This is a genomic window from Lachnospiraceae bacterium oral taxon 500 (assembly GCA_002999035.1).
GTDB lineage: Bacteria > Bacillota > Clostridia > Lachnospirales > Vallitaleaceae > W11650.
In genome coordinates this window covers 2,248,477-2,267,796 of the sequence record CP027241.1, presented here as the reverse complement: position 1 = coordinate 2,267,796, position 19,320 = coordinate 2,248,477, and the positions used below count along the sequence as shown (strand labels likewise).

Genomic DNA, 19,320 nt, shown 5'->3' with positions numbered 1-19,320 from the left:
CCCCCTTATTGAGTTTACTTATCCGGATTAAAACGCTGCGGAAAAACCAACCAAAACATCCCGGCTTTCCTCGATTAAAACGTTACTCGCAAAAAACCGTCTAAATCGAGGAAAGCTGAGAAAATTACTTAATCCTTTTTGACCGCACCGTAACGGCCGGTTACCGACCGGGGAGCAAAGGTTTGAATTCCTTTGAGGATGGATTCATTCGGCTCAATAAAAATCCGGGTTTTTTTGTGGTCGATATCATAAACCAGTCCGTAAAGCTCGTCTGACTGAATGCCGGAAGAAAGATCCAGCACCTTATCATAGCCCTTGGCAGCCTGTTCCTTATTTTGTACCTTTTCCATGCCTAAAAGCTTTTTGGTATCAATCGTTACGATTCGTTTCCGGCGGGAGCGATTATAAATCACATCAATATCCAAATCGCCGTTGGTAAAGGAATACTCAAATTCCTGCTTCAGTCGGCCGCTGAGAACGACAGCGCCCCAGATGACCAATACCGCCAGCATGACACCGATATACGGCACCAAGATGGAGAGTGCCGCACTTACGATTACCGCTCCGCCCCAAATCGCCGCCATTTTTAAAGTATCGGCTGATGTTTTTTGCTTTTTGATGAGCTGCTCATTAAATACGTCATTAATCATATTTTAATATCCTTCCGGGTTTTTGTTTTGCCAGTTCCAAGAATCCCGGCACATATCTTCCAGTGTTTTTTGCGTTTGCCAGCCGAACAGCCGTTTAGCCTTTTCCACGTCGGCATAGCAGGATGCGATATCGCCGGGCCGGCGGCTGGAAATTTGATACGGCACCGGTACCTGATTGACCCGCTCAAAAGTTTGAATCACTTCCAGTACCGAAAAGCCCTGGCCGGTTCCCAGATTAACCGCTTCTACGCCGGTATGGGTTTCATTGTATTTTACTGCCTGAACATGACCGTTTGCCAAATCCATGACATGGATATAATCTCTGACGCCGGTGCCGTCGACCGTATCATAGTCATTGCCGTAGACCGTTAAAAACTCTCTTTTTTTGACGGCTACCTGAGTCAGATACGGCATCAGATTATTGGGAATACCGTTTGGATTTTCGCCGATCGTTCCGCTTTCATGTGCGCCCAAGGGGTTAAAGTAACGAAGCAGCACAATACTCCACTCGGAATCGGCAGTATACAGGTCTTTTAAAATAATTTCAATCATTTGCTTGGTCCAGCCATAGGGGTTGGTGGCTGAAGTCGGCATATCCTCCTTAAACGGAACGGGATTGTTCATGCCGTAAACTGTGGCCGAGGAGCTGAACACGATTTTCTTGACACCGCTCTCTTGCATCACTTTTAACAGCGTCAAAGTACCGGTAATATTGTTATGATAGTATTTGAGCGGCATACCGACCGATTCGCCGACTGCCTTTAATCCGGCAAAGTGAATCACCGATTCAATTTTATTTTCCCGGAAAACGCTTCTTAATTTTTCTTCATCTAAAATATCGCCTTCTACCAAGGGAATCGAACGGCCGGTGATTTTTTCGGTTCGCCGTACCGCTTCCGGAGAAGAATTGCTGAAATTATCGTAAATAATTACTTCATAACCTGCTTTTATCAGTTCGATACAGGTATGGGTGCCGATATAGCCGGCGCCGCCGGTTACTAAAATTGCCATAATTGCCTCCTCTTATTAGTTCAAAAATTACGCTGACAGGAACGTCCGGCGCCCCTCTCTCTTGAGCTTATAGAATACCACCAATCAGCGCTTCTGTCAATCCGGGCGGCTGGAAATTTCAGATAACCGTCAGGCGGCCGGAAATTTTACGATACCCAGATCGGACTGCCAAGGATGATGCTTTCATCCTCCAGTTTAACCCGCAGGTACAAATAGCTGCCGGTGCCGAGGACGGCTTTGGGTAATTTCAAATCCGCCTGCCAATAGGCTTGGCCAACAGCAAGCTTTTGATAAACTTCCCCGTTTACAATCAGAGAAAGCGAGCGAATTTGCTCCGGTGCGGCGATTTCCGCATGCAGGACAAAATCGGTATTTTCTTTACCAAGGCTGTCAACCGGCAAACACTCACCCATCGGCGTATTGTTCAGCCGGTAATTTAAGTAAATTCTGGTATGAGTGGTGGCATAAGTATGCCGGGCTTTTAGACCGTTATACAGCCCTTCCCTGGTCAGCTCATCGGCATAAACCGCCGTCAGACCGCCATGACCGGGCATCGAGTCGTGGTCATCGCTCCCGGCTGTTATTCCCCAGCGTTTTCCCCGGTTTAAGAAGGAGACAACATCATTTTCCGCAATATTGGACATGGCTTTCAGCAGCATCGGATTATGCGGGTACTCAAAGCGCCCCCATTGAGCCGAATAAAACTCGCACAGCGCTTCGGCTTCATCGGACGGTTCCCAGTTCTTTAAATCAAAGCCGCTGTGCTGCTGCTCCTGCTGATCTTTTTGCGGTCGTCCGCCGCAATAGCGGTGAAAATGCGGAATCGACAAGTATTTCTTTCCCCGGTACAGCCGCCAGATATCATATATATCCTCCGCTTCGGCCGGATATTCAAAGTCGGCCATATCCTCGGCCAAAACCACTACCGTATCACCCCGCCGGCTGTGCAGCTCAAAGCCGGGAAAAGTCACGAACTGCCCCGGCTGATAATTTTGATTGGAAAATTGCCGGATGGTTTGCCAAAGACTGGATGTTATGTTCAGCCTTTCGTTCTCATCGAACAAGAAAGTTTGTTCAATCAAAGCAACAAAATCCAGACAGGCCGTTTCCCGGGCATACTGATAGGCGTCCTGCGGGCAGGCGCCGTTGTTGTTGTCCCGGATATTGGGAGTTAAAACGGTATGGCAGTGGGTATCGCCCCAAAAAACAGGAGAAGCCTCTTTTTTGCAGGCCAGCGCCGCTTTTTCGATATGCAGCTCCCGGTTTTGACAATCAATTTCATAAAAACCTTCCTCGCTTAAAACAAAGCAATTCTCCGGCAGCGGTCGTTCTTCTCCGGTCTTTAAATTCCTGAGCGTAAAAACCGGCGTCAGCGAGGAAGCCGGCAGCGGATTGCGGAAGCGGTCGCTGACCGTATAGCGGATCAAATACTCTTTTCCCGGCCGGACACAGGTCGGCGCGGTGATTGTCAAATAATACGCCTGTTCCGGCACGACTTTAACCGGCGGCAAAATATCTAATTTTTGATATTCGCCTTTACCCGAGCAATCCAGCGAAACTTCGTAATTTAAAAAATTACCGGACGCCAGCGCCGCATGATGCGGTGCCCTGGTCGGGGCAGCATAGCCTTTCAGCCACATGCGGTCAATTCCGCCGTACACAATATGCAGCACCGCTCCGGCGGGCCATTCCTCTTTTGCTTCAATCACGGCAATCCGGTCGCTGTCTTTCCAGCGCAAAATATGGCTGAAGTCAGTCTTTATTTTTTCAACCCGGGTGATCAAGCGAGCGTCTTCTTCCTCAAAATAAGCATATAAAAAATGCGGCTGCCAGTAGTCAATATTCTGTACATATTCGGACGAACGCTGATGGGTATAGGCCGGGAACAAAATGCGCATCCCACCGCCGGCCGCCACCGGCGCCGCCAGTTCAAACCGGATATGCCAGCCGATTTCACCGCCGGCGGTAACCTCTTTCGGAATCGTAGCGCTAAAAATGCCGTATTTATTTTTTACTGTCGTTTTATCCATAGTATCCTTCTTTCTGACAAAGAAATTAAGCCAGCAATTTAATGAAATCCGAGGCCTCATCATCCGGCACCATTTGCGCGGTAAAGTGAACACCGTGTCCAGCCAAATATAAGAAATCTTCAATATCCTCCAGGCTGACGCTGACGGCTTTTTTCACCATTTTGGTATTTTGCTTGCCGCCCATATTGCCGACATTGACAGTATCCATGCCAAAGCCCAGGTCGTATAGCTTTCTGAGGGTTTTCGGCCCTTTAACAATGATAAAAACCGACTCGCCCTCATATTTTTGCTCTTTCAGATTTTGAGCGGCTTTTTCTGCTGTTAAAATCGACAGCTTACATTGCTGGGGACAAGCTATTTTCAGTGCTCCCTTTTGAATCGTATCCTTAACTGCCGCATCGTCAATCACCATGATGCGGGTTGCTTTGGTAAAAAGACTCCAAACAGCCGCCACCTGACCGTGAATCAGGCGGTCGTCAATCCGGATATTGACAATTTTCATATATGCCTCCTATCGTAGCTTTCTTTATGATTGTCTGTCTGCATCTCAAAGTCCGGCCGCAGTGCCGCCTGTTTTGACGGACTGCAGCCGGATTTGTCGGTTCCTTTTATCTGCCTTTCCGATTACATGATTCCCAACAGCACCATTGCTGCGGCAAATAAAACAATGGCCAAAATCAATTTGGCGGCGCTCCATTTTTTCTTATCCAGCAAATACCAGGAAACCAGCGTCAGTATCAGCGGTAAAACGCCCGGCATAATCTTATTAAAGACGGTTTCCTGAATGGAAATGCTCATTTCGCCGCTGACAAATTGAAAAATGACATTGGCTTTAACTGTTGTCGCCGCTACTCCGCCGATGACCATCAGTCCCATCATTGTCAGCCCGGTTGTAATCTGATCAGCCAAAGCTTTTTGCGTAAAAAACAAATTAGCTGCCCCGATACCCATTGAATAGCCTTTATGGAATAGGTACCACTGCATACCGACAATGGTCGTCAGCCATACCGCGCAGAAAAAGAGAGGTCCGATCGGATTGCCGTCCTGCAAGCACATACTCATGGCAATACTCAGTAAAATCGGACTGTAAGTCCCGATAATCATGGAATCACCAATGCCGGCAAATGGTCCCATCAGGGCATTTTTGGTATTGACGATGAGTTCCTCGCTGACGTCTTCCCCCTGTGCTCTGGCTTCTTCCATGGCAATGGTGATACCGGGAATCAGCGCACCCAGCTGCGGTTCCGTGTTATAGAACTGCATATGCCGCTGCAGCGCTTTTTGATATTCATCCGGATTGTTTTGGTATAATTTCTTTAAAACTGGTTCCAGCACATGGCAAAAGGCCAGACCCATCATCCGTTCGAAGTTTTGTGTAGCCTGTGAAAAGAAAATATATGACCAGGCGGCCTTATTAATATCTTTCTTCGTCAATAATGAGCTTTTATTCTTCATAACAGTCATCCTCCTCATTTTTTTCGGCAGCCGGCGCCGGTTTGGACTGACCCTGCGCCATAACAAACAGGAAAGCAATGCCGGTGGCAAAAACCGCCAGCGCGGTAACCGTCATACTGGTTGCTCCGATAATGATCCAGCCCATTAAAAACAAGACAATCATCCAGTTTTTGGATAAGGACTGCTTCAGCAGCATGGCAAAACCAACTGCCGGAAGCATCCGGCCGGCAACAGCAAAGAAATGCAGCAGCTGAGGCGGCATATTTTTTATTGCCATTTCCGCGACCGGTGCGCCTAAGTAGCAAATAAGCATGGCCGAGCCGGCCCGCAGAATGAAACTGGGAACGGCGGCTAAATAGGTTGCCCGGTGAATTCCGACGCCGTCGCCCTGTGCGGCCGCTTTATCGCCCAAATGCGGGAAATAAGCATTGATGGTCATGATAAAATTAAATAATCCTAAACCAAGCATACTTAAAGGTACTGCTAAAGCAACTGCCTGTTCGCCGGTTCCGCCGGCGGCCAAAGCCAGGGGAATTCCGATATAAGCCGCCCAGTTGACATCCGACGGCATTGCTCCGCCGGGAGTAATTTGGCCAATGAATAAAGCCTGAACCATAGCGCCGGCGATTACACCGCTTCTGACATCACCTAAAATAATTCCGACAATCAAACCGGCAACCAATGGCCGGCCGATCATATTCCATCCGCCGGTAACGCCAAATACCCAAGGCGTCCGCTTACTTCCCAGATACGCAAATAATCCAATTAATAGAGCCTGTATAAAACTCATATTTTCGCCTCCTTACCGTTTGTTAAGTTCCTATTCTTTTGTAAAATCCTTGCCTTTTAGCCTGAATGTAAAATATTGCGTCGCATTCACTTTGGTAAAAGGTCACAAATCCTCCAAAGAGTCATCCGGCAGATAATTAATTTTTCCATAGTTTTCCGCCTTACCCGGCAGCATTTCCAAACTGCCGCTGATTCCGTCGGCAAAATGATCATGACCTAATACAATAATTCCTATTATAAGCAGCCCCTTTCGTTTTGTCTCTTGGCCAAGATGTATAAAATGTTTATAAAATAACCTCTTATTCTTAATATATTCCTTTTCTGATTAAATGTCAATACATTTTCTGGAAATAAGTAATATAAAAATTTGATTTGTAGATACCTATAATTTTGCCTTAATACAAAACTCCGGCTGTTCTTGACCTGATTCAACTCCGACAAAAATTTTAAATCCGCCTCTGCCTTTTAATTTGAAAAATTATTTTCAAATGTATTGTCATTTATACCAAAATACTTTAAAATGATACAAGAGTCAAAAGCATGAAAATCCGGCGCCGGCTTGCCGGCGAGAGGATTTTCATACTTTTGACTCGCAACAATATGAGTAAGCAGCCGTTTTTCGGAGAAAAACGTGCGAATTACGAATATTGTTGCAGGGATTGCGGGAGGCATCAGCCGGAGCAATCCTGTATCATGGACGAAACCCCAAAGATCAAAGCACAAAAATCCGGCGCCGGCTTGCCGGCGAGAGGATTTTCATACTTTTGACACGCAACAATATGAGTAAGCAGCCGTTTTTCGGAGAAAAACGTGCGAATTACGAATATTGTTGTAGGGATTGCGGGAGGCGTCAGCCGGAGCAATCCTGTATCATGGACGAAAGCACAAAAATCCGGCGCCGGCTTGCCGGCAGGAGGATTTTCATCTGGCATTTTACCGGGGAACGGATTTCATCTGCCGGCTGGCCGGCTATTTGAGCCGGATAAATAAAAAAAGGGAGGATATTATGACTGAAAAAAGAATTGCTCAATATAAGCAAATTGAAAATGATTTGCTGCAAAAAATTAATTTGGGATATTATAAAAAAGATGATTTGATTCCGACGGAATCAGAGTTGTCCGCCACTTATCATGTGTCCAGAGTAACGGTTCGCAAGGCAACGGATAATTTAGTGGCCAAGGGTCTGCTCCGCCGGGTAGCCGGAGCGGGCACCTTTGTTTGTCGCCCTTCGGTTGCCATGATTCCCAGCTCTATTCAGGGATTTTCGGCAACTATGGCTAAACTCGGCTTGAGCGTGCGGACGGATGTCCTGACTTTTATGCTGCAAAAGGCGCCGGCTAATATTGCCTCTATTTTGGAGATTCAGCCGGGAGAGCCGGTTTATTTTATCGAGCGGGTTCGCTATGGCGGGGAAGATATCCTGCAATTTGAAAAAACTTATATGTCCAGCCGGTTGTATCCGGATATTTCCGTTAAAATCCTGCAAGGCTCCAAATATCAATATTTTGAAAAAGAAAAAGGGCTGACGATCGCTTACAGCAACCATGCCGTAACGCCGCTTCACCCTTCTCCCAAAATCGCTGATTTATTTGCTGTTTCGCTTGATACACCAATCCTGCGGGTAGCCAATACCACCTATCTCAGTAACGGCCAGGTTATGGATTATACGGAATTGACTTTGAACTCGCCCAAATATCAATTAACCTATCAAAAAAGATAATTACTTCCCGCCTATCAGCCAGGCTGTATATTTAGCCCAACGGCCGGCGGACAAGAATCGGGCCGCCCCCAAAGAAATAAGCAGAACCGAAGCGGTCAAGGCCAGTATCATCAAAGCATATAAAAAGCTGCCCGGTACCGGCAGGCGGTCAAGCACTTTTAAATGCAGGGTTAAAACCAAGGGATGGATCAAATAAATACCGTAAGAGTATTTTCCGATAGTTTTTAAACCGTTTACCCATTTGCCGCTGCGGCAGGCAATGACTGCCGATATATCCAGCCATAAAAAAGAAATACCAAAAGTATATAAATACCAGACCGGCATATAAAGGGCAATCGGCTCCTGCGGCACATACTCCAGCCGAAAGCATTTCCATAAATAGTACAGGAGACTCAGCAGCGTAATCAGCCCAAACCAGGGCCGGCAACGCTGCCATTTTTCTTTTTCCCGATAAAAAAGCCCCAGCAGAAAGCCGCCGTTTAAGACAAAAAAATACCACGGAAAAGTCATAATGATATTCGGAAAATAAGGGTATATCTGCTTGCCAATGCCGTAATAAAAGGCGATTTGCAGCAGATAAGACAGGAACAGTCCCGAAAACCATCGTAAGCTGCCGGATTTTTGACTGTAAAAAAGCAGCGGCAGCAAAAGATAAAACTGCATTAAAATCACTAAAAAATAAAGATGATAATACGCTTTTCCCCAAACAAAAATATCTATGAGTTCACGGGCTTCGTTCATGGCCTGAAAATAGCCGAATTTGGTCAACAGCAAATTAAAGCCCATATAGATGACCGACCAGGCCAAATACGGCAACAGTACCCGTTTGCTCTTTTTTGGGTAAAACCCTTTAAAATCAAAAGCTTCCTTTCCTTTTAAAGCATACGCTTCCAGCAGGGCGCTCATTATCAAAAAAAGCGGAACGGAATATTGCAGTCCCCGGTTGACGGCAAAAAAAAGGCGAAACAATAAACTTGTTTTATCCATAACCCCAACCGGGACTGCCGTAATATGAATCAATAGCACCGACAGCGCGGCAATGGCCCTGCAAATATCCAGTTCCTCCAAGCGCGGCCGCCGGATTTCTGTCTGCTCCATAATCATCTCCTGTTTATTTCCGGGTGCAGGTACAAATAGGTAAAACCATCCCCTTCTGTTTGCATGGAGTTAATTAAACTATCCGGGAAAAAGGCGGTCAGACGTTTCAAAACCGTATTTTTGGCGTTTTCGATTCTGCCCTCGGTGTAAGCCGTGATTTTCATGCTCGGATCAGCCTTGGCGGCAGCAATCGAAATATCATTAATCGGCAGCACCGTTACCCGATCGTCCTGCCAGACAACAATCGTCGGCAGAATTCCAATCTTGACCAGTACAGGCTTTTCCTTATTTTTCCATTGATAGACCCATTTCATCATCGCGCCGGTATCGGTGTCGGTTTTGTATTCGCTGACAATCCGCTGGGAACTGATAAAGTTTCCTAAGGAATAAATACCGGCCACGTTCCAGGGAAGTTTTTCTGTGCCGGTGCTGCTGTCAGCTGCCGGAACAGCGGTATTTTCTGCGTTTTTATTTTGACCTTCACCGGCTGCTTCCGGCGATTCTACTTGGGCGGGCGCTTTGACAGCCTCATTTTCATTGGTTTTGGGGGTAACTTCCGCTAAACCGGATACGGTATTTTCTGATTTCCGGGAGTCAGAAGTCAGAACCGGTGCCTGCTCGGTTTCCGATTTTTTCAGCAAAATTGTATCATCCTCGGCGTAAATCAAAGGCTGCAAGGTATGCGGATGCGAACCGATAACCATGTCGACACCCAGTTCCATCAGCTTTTGAGTAATGCCGGCCTGATAGGTTTTTTCCGGTTTTTCCCAATATTCATTGCCATAATGCATCATGACAAAAAGCAAATCAATCGGCTGTTTTTTGGCCTGGCGCACTTTTTCATAAAGCTGCTCAATCTGAGCCGCCTGATAGTTATCCAAGGTATTGATCCGGTACATTTCTTCGGCTTTTAGGGAAATGCCGTTGGTTGCGTAGGTATAAGCAATCATCCCGATTTTTAAGCCGCCGCTCTCGACGATTTTTAAGGTATCGCGCTCCTCGGGTGTATCAAAAGTACCGGTATGAGGCATATCAATCTGGCGCAGATAGGCCAAAGTATTCACTACACCGGTTAAGCCTTTATCCAGAGAATGATTATTTGCTGTACCCAGAAAGTCAAAACCGGCCGCTTTTAAAGCGTCAGCTAAACTTTCCGGTGCGTTAAAGTTCGGATAACCGCTGTAACCCCGGTAAACACTGCCGCTTTCGGACTTGGTATTGCTGCCTCGTCCGGCCAAAGTGGTTTCCAAGTTGGCAAAGGCATAGTTGGCACTTTCAATAAAGGGCTGAGCATAGACAAAGCTGGGAGTAAAGTCAAAGCTGTCACTGGCCGGCTGATATGCTCTCTTTAGCTGCTCCTTATGCACCATAATATCACCGACTGCCAGAAACGACCATTCATGGTAGACATCCGGCTCCGGCTGCTTTTCTGCTTGGGTACTCTGTTCTTTGGAAGCATTGTTTTCATCTGTGGTTTCTTCCTTGACGGATTTAACCGGCGCTGCTTCCTTGGTCTGCTGCCCGGAGAGGCCAACACTGGATTCGACCGCTGTTTCTTTACCGGTCGAATCGCTGGCACTATTTGCCCCGGTGCAGGCGGTCAATGTCCAAACGCATAAAACCGCCGCCAAACAAAATGAAAACCAATTCTTTTTCCGGCGGCTTAAATCATTTCCGGCCAATTCCTTTAAACGGATTAAGTAACTTAATCCGTTTAAATTGCTCCGCTTGCTCAAGTCGCTTAACCCGCTATTTCTTTTCCAGTTGGGTTTGAATGATTTGCTTTGCATGTGTTAAAGCCTCCTCAATTTTTTTCGCGAACTTACCGCCGGCCTGTGCCATCTGCGGTTTTCCGCCGCCGCCGCCGCCCAAAATCGGGGCGATCTGCTTGATGATATTCCCGGCATGAATACCGGCTTTCACTGCCTGATCTGCTGCCATAGCGACCAGGGAAACCTTGCCGTCTTTAGTGCCGGCCAGTACAATGACACCGTTTTCCAGCTTGTCGCGCAGGCTGTCACCCAGTTCCCGCAGGCTGTTATTGTCGGCATCTTTTACTTCAGCCAGCAGAATTTCTACCTCACCAATCCGTTCTTTTTGAGATAATAATTCTTCGGCAGCGTTGCCGGAAAGCTTGGCACTCAGTTGTTCGTTCTTTGAACGCAAATCCCGAAGTTCTTCCATTAACTGTTCAATTCTTGCAAAGACCTGATGGCTGTCGGTTTTAACCAAAGCCATAATTTCTTTTAACTTATTTTCTTCTGCCTTTAAGTAAGCAAACGCTCCCTCCGAGGTTAAAGCCTCAATTCGGCGGACACCGGCGGCAACACTGGCTTCCGATACAATCTTAAACAAACCGACCTGTGAAGTGTTGGTCAGATGAGTACCGCCGCAAAGCTCGATACTGTAGTCGCCCATATTGACGACCCGAACGATATCGCCGTATTTTTCCCCAAACAGCGCCATTGCACCGAGTTTTTTAGCCTCGTCAACCGGCATTTCCTGAATACTGATATCCAGGCCTTCGGCAATCTTGCGATTGACTTCTTTTTCAACCTGCTCCAGCTCTTCCTTGCTGACCGGCTGAAAATGGGTAAAGTCAAAACGCAGGCGCTCGGAACTGACCGAGGAACCGGCCTGCTCGATATGGTCGCCCAGTACATTTTTTAATGCTCTTTGCAGTAAGTGGGTCGCACTGTGGTTTTTGGCGGTAGCAAAGCGATTTTCGGCATCCACCTTTAAATCGGCTGCCTGTCCTTTTTTGATGCTGCCGCGGATGACCTTGCCGATATGGGCGATATTATGACCGACCACCTTTTTAACATCTAAAATTTCCATTTCGCCGCTTTCCGTCTGCAAAAAGCCTTTATCGGCCAGTTGACCGCCGCTGGTGGCGTAAAAAGGCGTAGTTTTAACAAATACGGTAATGGTTTGACCGGCTTCGGCACTGTCAACGATTTCTTCCTCATGGGTAATTTCTAAAATCGGAGAAACGGCGGTCAGGTCGGTATAGCCGATAAACTGATTGGCCATTTCCACCGGCAGCTTATTATAAACCGTTTCTTTCGCTCCCATATAATTGGTTTCCTCGCGGGCAGCCCGGGCTCTTTCCCGCTGCGCCTGCATTTCCTCAGTGAAAGCGGCTTCGTCAACGCTCAGCCCGCTTTCGGCCGAGATCTCAATCGTCAAATCAAGCGGAAAACCATAGGTATCATATAATTTAAAGGCCTTCGCTCCGTCTAAAACCTTTTGTCCGGCAGCTTTGGCTTCGTTCAAATATTCCTGTAAAATGCCCAGCCCCTGATCAATCGTTTCGGCAAAACGCTCTTCTTCCATGGCAATGACTTTCAGGATATGCGATTCTTTTTCTTTCAGCTCCGGATAACCCTGATGGCTGGTGGCGATGACCTTTTCAGCCAGGCCGCTTAAAAAGGCATGATTGATGCCAAGCAAACGCCCGTGACGAGCCGCCCGGCGCAGCAGACGGCGCAGAACATAGCCCCGGCCTTCGTTGGACGGCAAAATTCCGTCTGAGGTCATAAAGGTAACCGACCGGATATGATCGGTGATGACCCGAATCGAAATGTCCTTTTGTTCGTTTTCCTGATAAACTGCTCCGGCAATGCGGCAAACCTCATCCCGAATGGCTTTGACGGTATCAACGTCAAAGATCGAATTTTCCTCCTGCATAATGCAGGCTAAGCGCTCCAGGCCCATGCCGGTATCAATATTGGGGAATTGCAACGGCACATACTCGCCGGATTCCATTTTTTCAAACTGAGTAAAGACCAAATTCCAGATCTCAACATAGCGGTCGGCTTCGGCGCCTTCTTCAAAGTTATCGCCTTGATAGTATTTTTCGCCGCGGTCAAAATAAATTTCCGAGCAGGGGCCGCAGGGGCCTAAGCCATGCTCCCAAAAGTTATCCGCCTTGCCCATGCGGATGATACGATCGGTCGGCACATTTTCCTGCAGATGCCAAATATCGGCGGCTTCGTCGTCCTCCTCATAAATAGATACATAGAGCTTGTCTTTCGGGATTTCCAACACCTGAGTAAAAAACTCCCAGGCCCAGGCAATCGCTTCTTTTTTGAAATAATCGCCGAAAGAAAAGTTGCCCAGCATTTCAAAGAAAGTGCCGTGCCGACTGGTTTTGCCGACATTATCAATGTCACCGGTGCGGATGCACTTTTGACAGGTTGTCATTCTTTTCCGGGGCGGAATTTCCTGACCGGTAAAATAAGCCTTCAGCGGCGCCATACCGCTGTTAATCAATAGCAGCGATTTATCATTGCGCGGCACCAATGAAAAGCTGCCTGCTCGTAAATGGCCCTTGCTTTCAAAAAACTCTAAAAACATTCTCCGTAAATCATTTACACCATATTTTTTCATTTGATATCACCTTTCGGAAAGCAAATCTCTGCTTTCTCCTCCTAATCTATTCTCTATTTCCGGATGCAAGCTCCAGCATATTTACATCTATTACTTCTCTGACCGGCTGAATTAAAGCCTGTTCATACTGCAATTTCCACTGCACTTGGCTGTCGGGCTTGCCATCTTTAAGACCTGTCATCGTATTGCCGTCTTCTATCGGGTTATCGTGCTCATAGATATAGGAAAGCACATCATAAGCATGATTTACCACCGCGTTTGGTTCCATTCCGTGAAAATGATACTGCACATCCGGTAAAAACAATGTACTCATTCCCACGGAATCAACCAGCATATCTTCTGTTCCTTGGATCCGAAAGAAGCGGATATTTACCGCATAATGGATAAAACGCTCATTTTCAGGCAAAGTACAGCTTAAAATAGCCTCCCGCGGGAACATCTTTTTAGAACTTTCAAAAACTATGGCTTTGCAGGCCGGATAAAGTTCCGCCAAGGCTTCAATATAAGCCGTGAGCATCCGGGCTCTGTCTTTATAATTCAGGCCGGAAGCCAACAGATCCACAGCCATGACCTGAAACTTACAGGATTCTAAAATTTCAGCAGCATTGGGGCAATCCCATAACTGTGTTTCGGCGATCTCATCCATAATCGGTTTTTGAATTTCGCTGCAGGAAGTAATCATTAGCTGCGGATGGGCGGTAATGCCCTCTTTTTCAAAGGAAACGCGGTATTCATTGGCCGTAAAACAGGCGGAGTTTTGGTCATAGCTAAAACACTCAATCACTCCCAAGTGTTTTTTCAAAACATTTTCAAACTCTGTTTTATTAGGCATCCGTATATGTTCTTCCATCAGTAAATGAATCGCAAACACCGATCCCGGGCGGTTTTCCGTTTGCGTTAAATCTTGTTGTAAAACTTTGTTTTTCATAAAATAGTCATACTCCTGTGTGGTTTTATTATACAGGGCTTTGCCTTTTGCCGGCGCACAGCGGCGAAACGGTAAAAGGCAAGCCCTTTTACAGGTAAGAACACATCGCTTTTATTTTTCTTCGGCGGTCATATGCTGATGATAAATATACTTGCTCTTATCTTCGGCGGTTAAGCGGGCAATTAAATCCTGAGCGGCAACACTGCCTTCTTCGCCCTTTTCCCGGCTGCGGACGGAAACCGTTCCGGCTTTTGCTTCCTCCTCGCCGACAATCAGCATATACGGTACCCGCTCGCTGCGAGCCGAACGGATTTTATAGCCGATGCTTTCGCTCCGGCTGTCAATGCTGACGCGCAGCCCGGCTGCTTCCATTTGCGCCTTGACAGTGCCGGCGTAATCGGCGTATTTATCCGAGATCGGCAGGATCATTGCCTGCACCGGCGCCAGCCACAGCGGCATTGCGCCGGCATATTCTTCAATCAGCATGGCCATGGTTCTTTCATAGCAGCCGATGGATGAACGGTGCACAATATAAGGATATTTTTTGCTGTTATCGGCATCAATATAGGTCATATCAAAGCGTTTTGCCAGGGCAAAATCAATTTGAATGGTCAGCAAAGTGTCCTGCTTGCCATGTACGTTTTTAAATTGCAGATCCAGCTTCGGGCCGTAGAAAGCGGCTTCGTCATCCGCTTCGGTATAGTTTAAGCCGATATGATTTAAAATATTGCGCATCAGATTTTGCGTATTTTCCCATGCCTCCGGCTCGTCAATGTATTTTTCCCGGTTCTTCGGATCCCATTTGCTGAACCGGTACCAGATTTTATCGGCAATGCCAAGGTCGGTCATAATGGTTTGCAGCAGGCGCAGGGTCGAGCGGAACTCCTCCTCTAACTGCTCCGGCGTACAAATGATATGAGCGTCAGCTAAGGTAAACTGCCGTACCCGAATCAGGCCGTGCATTTCGCCGGAGGACTCATTGCGGAACAGAGTTGAGGTTTCCGACAGACGTACCGGCAAATCACGATAGCTGTGCTGGGTTGCTTTGTAAATCAGGTATTGGAACGGACAGGTCATCGGCCGCAGTGCCAAAACTTCGTCGTCCTTACCCTCTTCGCCCAGAACAAACATACCGTCTTTATAGTGCGACCAGTGCCCGGAAATTTTATACAAATCGTTTTTGGCCATATAGGGAGTCTTGGTGAACTCATAGCCGTTTTTCAGTTCCAAATCTTCGGTATAGCGCTGCAGAATCTGGAACAGCTTTGCTCCCTTGGGCATCAGCAGCGGCAAGCCTTGGCCGACCACTTCCGAAGTCATAAAGTAGCCCAATTCCCGGCCTAATTTATTATGATCCCGTTTTTTGGCTTCGGCTAATTGAGTCAAATACTCCTGCAGCAAGGTTTTGTCATCAAAAGCCGTTGCATAAATCCGGGAAAGCATTTTGTTTTTTTCACTTCCCCGCCAGTAAGCGCCGGCGGTTGAAATCAGTTTAAAGGCTTTAATCCCTTTGGTATTCATAATATGCGGCCCGGCACACAGGTCGACAAACTCGCCCTGCTGGTAAAAAGAAATCACCGCGTCTGCCGGTAAATCGTTAATCAGCTCAACCTTATACGGTTCGTTTTTTTCCTGCATCAGCTTTATAGCTTCAGCCCGGGGCAGCTCAAAATAAGTGATATCCAGCCGTTCTTTAATGATTTTTTTCATTTCTTTTTCGATTTCCGGCAAATCCTCGTCTTTAAACGCCGGATCCCGGTCAAAATCATAATAAAAGCCGTTTTCGGTGGAGGGGCCAATCGCCAGTTTGGTTTCCGGATAAAGCCGCTTAATCGCCTGCGCCAAAACATGGGCAGCCGAATGGCGCAGTGCCGACAGGCCCCGTTCCTCTTTGGCGGTCAGAACGATTAATTCGCAGTCACTGTTTAATTCCCGGCGCAGGTCTTGGGCTTCGCCGTTGACTAAGGCCAAGGTGGCTGCCGCAGCTAAGTTTTCATTAATGTCTTTGATTACGTCAATGATGGCCATTGGCTTATCGTATTCTTTGATACTTCCGTCTTTTAAGGTGATTTTCATGATATTTCCTTTCTTTGCCAACAATTTAAACTATTTGTGCGCTCCTGTTTTCGGTCATTCTTTGCCGTCCGCGTTGATTTTGGGGAAAAGCCGCGCAATCGCCTGCCCGCTAATCCTTGCATATTATATTTGATGCAAGTCTGCCGGCGGTATTTTTGCATAGAAAATCCCTTGCATTGCTGCAAGGGACGAATATTTCCGCGGTTCCACCCTAATTGCGCTCGGGAAACAAAAATATGCTTCTTCTGGCGCCTCTTTGTTCACGGTAACGGTGTGAAGCCGGGCCGTTTGACGGCCGCTCCGAGGGGGTTTTCCGGCAAATCCTCTATGCAAGACCTTTCAGCCAAGGGTCTTTTCTCTGTCATAGCCTCTTATGGTACTTTCCTCATCAACGCTTTGTTTTTCTGGATTATACCATAACTATAGGAGAAAAGCAAGGAAAAATGAAATTTTCAGGTCTTGAAAAGGGCCTTTAAAACTAAACTTTATTCTTCCTGCAGCGTATAATAACCAGGCTTTTCTTCCTTAAATGCAACACCGCTGCCTGCGAGCATCCCGGCAATCATACCGGAACGGATCTGATAAAACTGGCGGCTGTCCAGCCCTTGTTCCTGCCAAAAGCCGCCGTGGATATCAACCAGATCACGCCAAGTTACGGAAGTCTCAGTTTCTGCCACCATCTCCTGCACTCGGTCGCAGGGCATACCGTTTAGCAATTTGCCGAACAAGAACCGGCAAGCTTCCTGGGCGCTTAATTTTTCCGGGACAGCACAAGTGCGGCCGTATTCTTTGGCATATGCAATGATTTCCGGCAGCGAAAAAACTTGCTTGGCCTGTGCCTGAGCGGCAATATAGGCCAGTTTACGTTCAATCCGCTGCACCATTTCCTGCAAAGAACCGTGAATATTATTGGGATCGACAATCTCCGCCAAGTCGCCGGCAGGCACGGCATAGGTATGCTCTTTGACCTGCTTGCCGAAACCGGGAGCTTTTTGCTCTGCCTTTTCGGTTAAAAAAAGGCAAAGCTCATCTTGATGCTTGATCTTAGAAAACATCAAATAATGAATCGGACCTAAAAACGCGCTCATCGCTTCTCCTTTACCGGGCAATATCCTCGTTTAAAATCTTGAGTACTTCGCCCGCGTCCAGACCATGTACCATGCAGGCTTCCTCCAATGATTCCGCCTGCGATGCCGGGCAGCCCAGGCAATGCATACCGCAGGACATTAAAACCCCGGCTGCTTCCGGATAAGTATTTACGATATCACCAATTAACATTTCTCTTGTAATCATTTTTTTCTCCTTCTTTTGTTGACTTAATTTTCTTTGTCGCAGCCCTTAAACTGGATGCAGGCATGCGGCCTGTATCCGCCGGACAAATGCCTTTTGCCGATAACGGGCGGGCTGTTCTGAGAAAATCAAGTATTTATTTGCCAAAAAACAGTTCCATATCTTCTTCGACCGTGCCGATTCCGGCAATACCGAAGTTTTCCACTAAAACCTTAGCCACATTCGGCGATAAAAAACCGGGCAGCGTCGGCCCTAAATGAATATTTTTAACGCCCAGATACAGCAGCGCCAGCAAAACAATAACCGCTTTTTGTTCATACCAGGCGATGTTATAAACAATTGGCAGATCATTGATATCATCTAAGCCAAAGACTTCTTTCAGTTTTAAAGCGATAACCGCAAGGGAATACGAATCATTGCACTGACCGGCATCCAGTACCCTGGGGATACCGGCGATATCGCCAAGCTCCAGTTTATTATATTTATACTTGGCGCAGCCGGCGGTTAAAATGACCGCGTCCTGCGGCAAAGCCTTAGCAAAGTCGGTATAGTAGTTTCTCTTTTTGGAACGGCCGTCGCAGCCGCCCATCACAATAAACTTTTTAATCGCCCCGCTTTTAACGGCGTCAACCACTTTATCTGCCAAGGCCAGCACCTGGGCATGAGCAAAACCGCCGATAATTTCGCCGTTTTCAATTTCTGTCGGTGCCGGGCAGGTTTTGGCTAAAGCGATAATTTCCGAAAAGTCCTTCTCCTCACCGATTTCGCCGGCAATGTGCCTGCAGCCCGGATAGCCGGCTGAACCGGTAGTAAATAACCGGTGCTTATAGCTTTCCTTTGGCGGAACAATACAGTTGGTCGTCATCAGGATTGGGCCGTTAAAGCTTTCAAACTCTTCTTTTTGCTGCCACCAGGCATTGCCGTAATTGCCGACAAAATGCGGATATTTCTTAAATGCCGGGTAATAATGAGCCGGCAGCATTTCCGAATGGGTATACACGTCAACACCGGTACCTTCGGTTTGCTTAAGCAGCATTTCCATATCCCTGAGATCATGACCGGAAATCAGGATTCCGGGCCGGGAACCAACACCGATTGAAACCTTGGTCATTTCCGGATGGCCGTAAGCGGATGTATTGGCCTTATCCAGAAGCGCCATGCCCTGTACGCCATATTCTCCGGTTTTCAGCGTCAGTGCAACTAAATCGTCAACCTTCAAGTTATCATTTAAAGTGGCGGCCAATGCTTCCTGTAAAAAGGCATCAACTTCTTCATTATCCTGCAGCAGTGCGTTGGCATGCTTGGAATAAGCGGAAAGCCCCTTTAAACCATAAATAATCAACTCTCTCAGACTGCGGATATCTTCATTTTCGGTGGCCAGCACGCCGACACTTGCAGCCTTCTCTTCAAATTCAGCCTCCGCCCCATCCCAAAAAGCCGCTTCGGGTAATGCCGCCTGATTTTCTACTTGAGCCAGAAGTTGCTTTTTTACTTCCAAGCTTTGTTTGATTTTTTTGACAATCGCTTCTTTATCAAAGTTAGCATTGGTAATAGTAATAAATAAATTAAGTGTCACCAAATGATTGACTTCGGCCGGAACCTTTTTACCTTCGGCCCGCAGCTGGGTAGTAATCGCTGATAAGCCCTTGCTGACAAACACTAAGAGATCCTGAACCGCCGCCACCTCCGGTGACTTGCCGCATACGCCGGACATTGTACAGCCGGTGCCTTTGGCGGTTTCCTGACATTGATAACAAAACATTCTGTTTTCCATTTTCCGTTTCCTCCTTAATATAGATAGCCTTGATAACCTTTTACCTGTGCAAGCACGGAATCGGCTTGCTTTTCCATCTATACTATACTATAATTGGAACAACGGTT

Annotated in this window: 16 protein-coding genes; 2 read left to right on the top strand and 14 right to left on the bottom strand. The window is 47.1% G+C overall.

Annotated features, from left to right (window positions below):
* Positions 1 to 128 precede the first annotated feature (128 nt).
* The 6 genes from C3V36_10250 to C3V36_10225 form a co-directional block, all read right to left on the bottom strand.
* On the bottom strand, positions 129 to 650 hold the full coding sequence (locus C3V36_10250; GenBank protein ID AVM69589.1) for a hypothetical protein: 522 nt from the start codon (positions 648 to 650) through the stop codon (positions 129 to 131).
* 3 nt (positions 651 to 653) lie between these two features.
* Positions 654 to 1,661, bottom strand: a complete 1,008-nt coding sequence (gene galE, locus C3V36_10245; protein ID AVM69588.1) for a UDP-glucose 4-epimerase GalE — start codon at positions 1,659 to 1,661, stop codon at positions 654 to 656.
* Between the two features lie 146 nt (positions 1,662 to 1,807).
* Complete coding sequence (locus C3V36_10240; protein ID AVM69587.1) at positions 1,808 to 3,691, bottom strand: hypothetical protein; 1,884 nt, start codon at positions 3,689 to 3,691, stop codon at positions 1,808 to 1,810.
* A gap of 25 nt (positions 3,692 to 3,716) precedes the next feature.
* On the bottom strand, positions 3,717 to 4,193 hold the full coding sequence (locus C3V36_10235; protein ID AVM69586.1) for a PTS mannose transporter subunit IIAB: 477 nt from the start codon (positions 4,191 to 4,193) through the stop codon (positions 3,717 to 3,719).
* 122 nt (positions 4,194 to 4,315) lie between these two features.
* A complete protein-coding gene (locus C3V36_10230) occupies positions 4,316 to 5,146 on the bottom strand; it encodes a PTS mannose/fructose/sorbose family transporter subunit IID (protein ID AVM69585.1) in 831 nt (276 codons plus the stop codon).
* Positions 5,136 to 5,936 carry a PTS sugar transporter subunit IIC gene (locus C3V36_10225; GenBank protein ID AVM69584.1) on the bottom strand — a complete coding sequence of 267 codons (801 nt, stop codon included), beginning with the start codon at positions 5,934 to 5,936 and terminating at the stop codon, positions 5,136 to 5,138. Before C3V36_10225 ends, C3V36_10230 begins: the two co-directional genes overlap by 11 nt.
* 539 nt (positions 5,937 to 6,475) lie before the next feature.
* On the opposite strand from C3V36_10225, the gene C3V36_10220 reads away from it, so the two are divergent.
* Together C3V36_10220 and C3V36_10215 are read left to right on the top strand one after the other, a co-directional pair.
* Positions 6,476 to 6,703: a hypothetical protein gene (locus tag C3V36_10220; protein ID AVM69583.1), complete on the top strand. Its 228-nt coding sequence runs from the start codon at positions 6,476 to 6,478 to the stop codon at positions 6,701 to 6,703.
* Between the two features lie 70 nt (positions 6,704 to 6,773).
* Positions 6,774 to 7,655, top strand: a complete 882-nt coding sequence (locus tag C3V36_10215; protein ID AVM69582.1) for a GntR family transcriptional regulator — start codon at positions 6,774 to 6,776, stop codon at positions 7,653 to 7,655.
* Here C3V36_10215 and C3V36_10210 read toward each other — a convergent pair whose 3' ends face one another.
* The 8 genes from C3V36_10210 to C3V36_10175 all read right to left on the bottom strand — a co-directional run bounded on the left by C3V36_10210 (position 7,656) and on the right by C3V36_10175 (position 19,213).
* On the bottom strand, positions 7,656 to 8,759 hold the full coding sequence (locus C3V36_10210; GenBank protein AVM69581.1) for a hypothetical protein: 1,104 nt from the start codon (positions 8,757 to 8,759) through the stop codon (positions 7,656 to 7,658). It lies immediately after the preceding gene.
* On the bottom strand, positions 8,756 to 10,543 hold the full coding sequence (locus C3V36_10205) for a hypothetical protein (GenBank protein ID AVM69580.1): 1,788 nt from the start codon (positions 10,541 to 10,543) through the stop codon (positions 8,756 to 8,758). The genes C3V36_10210 and C3V36_10205 overlap by 4 nt, the downstream gene beginning before the upstream one ends.
* Positions 10,503 to 13,145 (bottom strand): alanine--tRNA ligase, encoded by a 2,643-nt coding sequence (locus tag C3V36_10200; GenBank protein AVM69579.1) that lies wholly within the window; start codon positions 13,143 to 13,145, stop codon positions 10,503 to 10,505. The genes C3V36_10205 and C3V36_10200 overlap by 41 nt, the downstream gene beginning before the upstream one ends.
* A gap of 46 nt (positions 13,146 to 13,191) precedes the next feature.
* Entirely contained in the window at positions 13,192 to 14,073 is an 882-nt protein-coding gene (locus tag C3V36_10195; protein AVM69578.1) for a hypothetical protein, read from the bottom strand.
* Positions 14,074 to 14,184: 111 nt separating this feature from the next.
* The gene (locus C3V36_10190) at positions 14,185 to 16,152 is read right to left on the bottom strand and encodes a threonine--tRNA ligase (GenBank protein AVM70515.1); all 1,968 of its coding nucleotides are present in this window, start codon (positions 16,150 to 16,152) and stop codon (positions 14,185 to 14,187) included.
* Positions 16,153 to 16,634: 482 nt separating this feature from the next.
* Positions 16,635 to 17,237: a hypothetical protein gene (locus C3V36_10185; GenBank protein ID AVM69577.1), complete on the bottom strand. Its 603-nt coding sequence runs from the start codon at positions 17,235 to 17,237 to the stop codon at positions 16,635 to 16,637.
* Positions 17,238 to 17,247: 10 nt separating this feature from the next.
* Positions 17,248 to 17,442 (bottom strand): disulfide oxidoreductase, encoded by a 195-nt coding sequence (locus tag C3V36_10180; GenBank protein ID AVM69576.1) that lies wholly within the window; start codon positions 17,440 to 17,442, stop codon positions 17,248 to 17,250.
* 133 nt (positions 17,443 to 17,575) lie between these two features.
* Entirely contained in the window at positions 17,576 to 19,213 is a 1,638-nt protein-coding gene (locus C3V36_10175; protein AVM69575.1) for a hydroxylamine reductase, read from the bottom strand.
* Positions 19,214 to 19,320 lie beyond the last annotated feature (107 nt).

Bases quoted from the DNA above. Each gene is read 5' to 3' on its own strand.
- C3V36_10250 (AVM69589.1), bottom strand. From the start codon at position 650: ATGATTAATGACGTATTTAATGAGCAGCTCATCAAAAAGCAAAAAACA.
- galE (AVM69588.1), bottom strand. From the start codon at position 1,661: ATGGCAATTTTAGTAACCGGCGGCGCCGGCTATATCGGCACCCATACC.
- C3V36_10240 (AVM69587.1), bottom strand. From the start codon at position 3,691: ATGGATAAAACGACAGTAAAAAATAAATACGGCATTTTTAGCGCTACG.
- C3V36_10235 (AVM69586.1), bottom strand. From the start codon at position 4,193: ATGAAAATTGTCAATATCCGGATTGACGACCGCCTGATTCACGGTCAG.
- C3V36_10230 (AVM69585.1), bottom strand. From the start codon at position 5,146: ATGAAGAATAAAAGCTCATTATTGACGAAGAAAGATATTAATAAGGCC.
- C3V36_10225 (AVM69584.1), bottom strand. From the start codon at position 5,936: ATGAGTTTTATACAGGCTCTATTAATTGGATTATTTGCGTATCTGGGA.
- C3V36_10220 (AVM69583.1), top strand. From the start codon at position 6,476: ATGAAAATCCGGCGCCGGCTTGCCGGCGAGAGGATTTTCATACTTTTG.
- C3V36_10210 (AVM69581.1), bottom strand. From the start codon at position 8,759: ATGATTATGGAGCAGACAGAAATCCGGCGGCCGCGCTTGGAGGAACTG.
- C3V36_10205 (AVM69580.1), bottom strand. From the start codon at position 10,543: ATGCAAAGCAAATCATTCAAACCCAACTGGAAAAGAAATAGCGGGTTA.
- C3V36_10200 (AVM69579.1), bottom strand. From the start codon at position 13,145: ATGAAAAAATATGGTGTAAATGATTTACGGAGAATGTTTTTAGAGTTT.
- C3V36_10195 (AVM69578.1), bottom strand. From the start codon at position 14,073: ATGAAAAACAAAGTTTTACAACAAGATTTAACGCAAACGGAAAACCGC.
- C3V36_10185 (AVM69577.1), bottom strand. From the start codon at position 17,237: ATGAGCGCGTTTTTAGGTCCGATTCATTATTTGATGTTTTCTAAGATC.
- C3V36_10180 (AVM69576.1), bottom strand. From the start codon at position 17,442: ATGATTACAAGAGAAATGTTAATTGGTGATATCGTAAATACTTATCCG.
- C3V36_10175 (AVM69575.1), bottom strand. From the start codon at position 19,213: ATGGAAAACAGAATGTTTTGTTATCAATGTCAGGAAACCGCCAAAGGC.